The 4437-nt window shown below is 58.4% G+C and carries 3 protein-coding genes; 2 read left to right on the top strand and 1 reads right to left on the bottom strand.

Annotated features, from left to right (window positions below):
- Positions 1–434: 434 nt before the first annotated feature.
- Complete coding sequence (locus AB4Z11_RS24175) at positions 435–1016, bottom strand: PEP-CTERM sorting domain-containing protein (RefSeq protein WP_442028229.1); 582 nt, start codon at positions 1014–1016, stop codon at positions 435–437.
- A 249-nt stretch (positions 1017–1265) separates the two neighbouring features.
- Between AB4Z11_RS24175 and AB4Z11_RS24170 the strand changes: the two genes are divergently transcribed.
- Entirely contained in the window at positions 1266–2438 is a 1173-nt protein-coding gene (locus AB4Z11_RS24170; protein WP_442028228.1) for an acyltransferase family protein, read from the top strand.
- 4 nt (positions 2439–2442) lie between these two features.
- The coding region (locus AB4Z11_RS24165; protein ID WP_442028227.1) for a glycoside hydrolase family 3 protein at positions 2443–4437 on the top strand (1995 nt) is incomplete at its 3' end.

Here is a 4437-nt window from a genome sequence, read left to right as displayed (position 1 = left end):
ATATTATCCTCGCCAACGTAGTCGTCCAACTGCTCTGGAAAAAGAATACACTGGCTGCGATCTGCTCCCTCGACATACCGCTTCATCCCGGCCTCCTGAGTGCATGCGTTGAAGTGATAACGCTTCAGGAAACATCTCGTTTACATTGAGGCCATGTTTTCACACAGTCTCGGGCGAACGCGGACTGTGGAAGCTTCCGATCTGACGCTCGTCAGGTGACTATGAAGGTGCCATAGAGTTAGCCACGTCGAGTTGTGGTGGACTTTATTAATACAAGGTCGGGGTAAATTCCGCTATGCGCCTAATCTGTGTAGGACTTTATTTTTCATGATGAATGGCAGAGGTTCTGTAAGCCTTTGATTTTCAAGACTGCCTTGTGGTCGACTTTGTTATTAGCGACACTGGCGCTGGCTTGGCGCCGGGCGACGCCGGATTCAGCTGTTCTTGCGGGCGCGCAGGGTGGCGAAGGCCAGCACGCCGCCTACCGCCAGCAATGGGAGACTGCCCGGTTCCGGCACGGTCGCGGCCTCGACTACGACCGAGTCGAAATCCCAGAAAGCGGCCGTCTGGCTGAAGTTGAAGGCCAGGTTGGTCGTGGCTCCGCTCGCGACAAGCTGGAACGTGTATTCGGTGTAACCGGAACCGGGCGCATTCGTCAGCGACATTTGCGTGACGCCGTCCCAATCGAATTCAAACGAATTGGGGGCGGCGTTGCCGGTCACGTCCGCCTCGTTTTGCAGCCAGAATGAAATCGAATAAAGGGTTCCGGCCACGGTCGACAAGCTCTGGCTGATGGTGCTGATGCCCCCGGGATTGCCGAAGAACGCGGCGAACGAACCTGACTGAGGCGCCAGGCCATCTACGCCGTCCCAGACTGCGTTGAACCCGTTTCCCCATCCAGTGAAGTCTCCGGTTTCAAAACCCCCGTTGGTCACGAGGTTTGCTTTCGCGGGCAGGCTGCCCAGTGAGCCCAATGCAAGCAAAGTAGCGGCAAAGAACTGAGACTTGCGAAGCATAATAACCTCCCTGCGTCTGTCGAGTTTGAACAGTGAGATTAAGCACTTCGTGTGCCAAGTAGCGCTATCTCAACAGGATCAAATACTTAGTTGCAAAGAATAAATTACAGCGAGGCTAAGTGTAAGAATTGTCGACAGCAATACGCCTGGAGACAGCGGCTACTTCCCTCTGTATGATGACGAAAAATCAAAAAATCGCGCCTTGAAATGATAGCGCTATCAATAAATCTTCAAAACGGAGGAGACTTAGTGGCAAACAGTTCCATGTCGATCGGCTTCGCGGACACGAAGCGGCATTACCCCATCCTGGACGGATTGCGTGGCGTGGCGGCGCTGATGGTCGTCGCCTTCCACTTTTTCGAAGCCCACGCGGCGAGCCGTTTTGAGCAGATCATCAATCACGGCTATCTGGCGGTGGACTTCTTCTTCGTGCTATCCGGTTTCGTCATCGGCTACGCCTACGACGACCGATGGCGCGAAATGTCGGCCATGGAGTTCTTCAAGCGCCGGCTGATCCGGCTGCATCCAATGATCGTCGTGGCCATGATGATCGGTGCGGCGATGTACTACRCGCAGATCAGTCCAGTTTTCGCCAGGATCGAAACCACGCCGGTATGGTTTGTGGTGATGGTCATGGCCATCGGCATTACCCTGCTGCCGGTTGGCGCGGCGCTTGATCTGCGCGGCTGGGGAGAAATGCATCCGCTGAACGGCCCCGCGTGGTCGCTGTTCTACGAGTACGTTGCGAATATTCTGTACGCGCTGTTTGTGCGTAAGTTCTCCAAGACGCTGCTGGCGCTGTGCGTGTTCGTCGCGGGCTGCGTGCTGGTGCACTACTGCGTCACCGGCCCCGGTGACGTCATTGGCGGATGGTCGCTGGCGCCGGCTCAGATACGTATTGGCTTAACGCGCCTGCTGTATCCCTTCTTCGCCGGTTTGCTGCTGTCTCGCGTGGTCACTGTCGGTCGCTTCAATCACGCCTTTCTGCTGTGCAGCGTGATGATCTTTGCCGCACTGGCTCTGCCGCGCTTCGGCGGCCCGACCGAGCTTTGGAAGAATGGCCTCTACGACGCGCTGTGCATCGTCATCGTCTTCCCGATGGTCGTCTACATCGGCGCAAGCGGCGACCTGAATACGCAGCTGGGTACGAAGATCTGCGGCTTCCTTGGCGCGATCTCTTATCCGATCTACATCATCCACTACCCCTTCATTTATAGCTACACCGCCTGGGTTTCGCGGACCAAGGCAACGCTGCCTGGCGCACTGCCGGTGGCTGCCGCGACATTCCTGGCCTGCGTCGCACTGGCATACATCTGCCTGAAGTTCTATGACATCCCGGTACGGCGCTGGCTCGGCAAACGCCTGATGCAAAAGGCCGCGCTTGAACCGACGATCAGCATCACGAAAATCAGAAAGGTTTGAATTGATGAATAAAGTTTTGATGGCTGCAGTGGCATTTGCTTTGTCTTCCCACGCGTTTGCGGCGCCTGACGATCCCGATCAGCGCGCGCAGAAAACACTGTCGGCAATGACGATGGACGAGAAGATCAAGCTGGTGTTCGGTTACTTCTCGACCGATCTGCCACCGTCGTCGACCAAGCCGAAGGAAGGCATCGATGGTGCAGCGGGTTTTGTGTACGGCGTGGAGCGTCTCGGCATCCCCGACCAGCAGCTCACGGATGCAGGCGTCGGCGTGGCCACGCAGGCGCTGGGCAAAAGCCTGCGTGCCCGCACATCGCTGCCTGCAAACATTGCCGTTGCCGCGACCTGGAATCCGCAAGCCGCTTTTGCCGGCGGCGCCATGATCGGCAACGAAGCGCGCCTGTCCGGCCACAATGTGATGCTGGCGGGCGGCGCCAACCTGCAGCGCGATCCGCGCAATGGCCGCAACTTCGAGTACGCGGGCGAAGATCCTTTACTGGCGGGCGTTATGGTCGGTGAGCAGATTCGCGGCATCCAGTCGAATCATGTGATCTCGACGCTGAAGCACTACGCCTACAACGACCAGGAGACCGGCCGCAATATTCTCGACGTAAAAATCGACGATGCGGCAGGCCGCATGTCCGACCTGCTGGCTTTCCAGATCGCGATCGAACGTGGCAATCCAGGTTCCGTGATGTGCAGCTACAACCGCACTTACGGCGTGTACAACTGCGAGCAGGACTTCTTGCTGAACAAAGTCCTCAAAGACCAGTGGGGCTACAAAGGCTATGTGATGTCGGACTGGGGTGGCACTCACTCGACCATTCCCGCCGCATTGGCCGGACTCGATCAGCAATCGGGCTGGCCTTTCGATAAATCGCCCTATTTCAATGGCGCCTTGAAGGAAGCAGTCGAAAACGGCCACGTGCCGCAAGCGCGCGTCGATGACATGGTGCGCCGCATCCTGCGCTCGATGTATGCCAACGGCTTGATGGACAATCCCGTCAAGGTGCAGCCGGAGCGCATCGATTACGCCAGGAACGCCAGGATTTCRCAGGCCGCGTCCGAAGAGTCCATCGTTCTGCTGAAGAACCGGAACAACTTGCTGCCGCTGGCGAACAGCTACAAGACCATTGCCATCATCGGCGGCCACGCCGATGTTGGCGTACTGTCGGGCGGCGGCTCCTCACAGGTCTATCCAGAGGGCGGCTCGCCGGTGCCGAACGAAGGTCCGAAACAATTCCCGGGTCCGATCRTGTATCACCCGTCCTCACCTTTGAAAGCGCTGGCCGCACGCCTGCACGCCAGGTTCGTGTACAACGATGGCAAGGACTCTGCCGCTGCCGCCAAGCTCGCAGCATCGAGCGATCTGGCCATCGTATTCGCCTCGCAGTGGACTGCCGAATCGGTCGATCAGCCAGACCTCAAGCTGCCCAACAATCAGGACGCGACCATTGCAGCTGTCGCTGGTGCTAACAAGCACACCGTCGTGGTGCTGGAAACCGGCTCGCCGGTGTCCATGCCGTGGCTGAACGCAGTGGACGCAGTCGTAGAAGCCTGGTATCCCGGCACCGGTGGTGGCGAAGCGATTGCGCGCGTTCTGACAGGCGAGATCGATGCCTCCGGCCGTCTGCCAGCTACCTTCCCGCTGAGCGAATCGCAGCTGCCTCGGCCAACACTGGATGGCAAAGGTCTGCCCGAAGGCACACGGTTCCTGGTGGATTACGATATCGAGGGCGCGGCGGTAGGCTACAAGTGGTTCGACAAGAAAGGCCTGAAGCCATTGTTCCCCTTTGGCCACGGCCTGTCGTACACCACCTTCAACTACTCCGGGCTGAAGGCGCAGGCAGCCAGCGGAGCGGTGCAGGTCAGCTTCAATGTGCAGAACACGGGCAAGCGTGAGGGCAAGGCTGTGCCGCAGATCTACGTCTCCAAAGCCGGCGACGGATGGGAAGCACCGAAACGTCTGGGCGGCTGGGACCGTCTGGGCGGCTGGGAC

The organism is Pseudoduganella sp. RAF53_2, assembly GCF_052113985.1.
Classification (GTDB): domain Bacteria; phylum Pseudomonadota; class Gammaproteobacteria; order Burkholderiales; family Burkholderiaceae_D; genus Rugamonas.
Note: the sequence above shows the minus strand (reverse complement) of the source record. Positions and strands in the feature narration are given on the sequence as shown.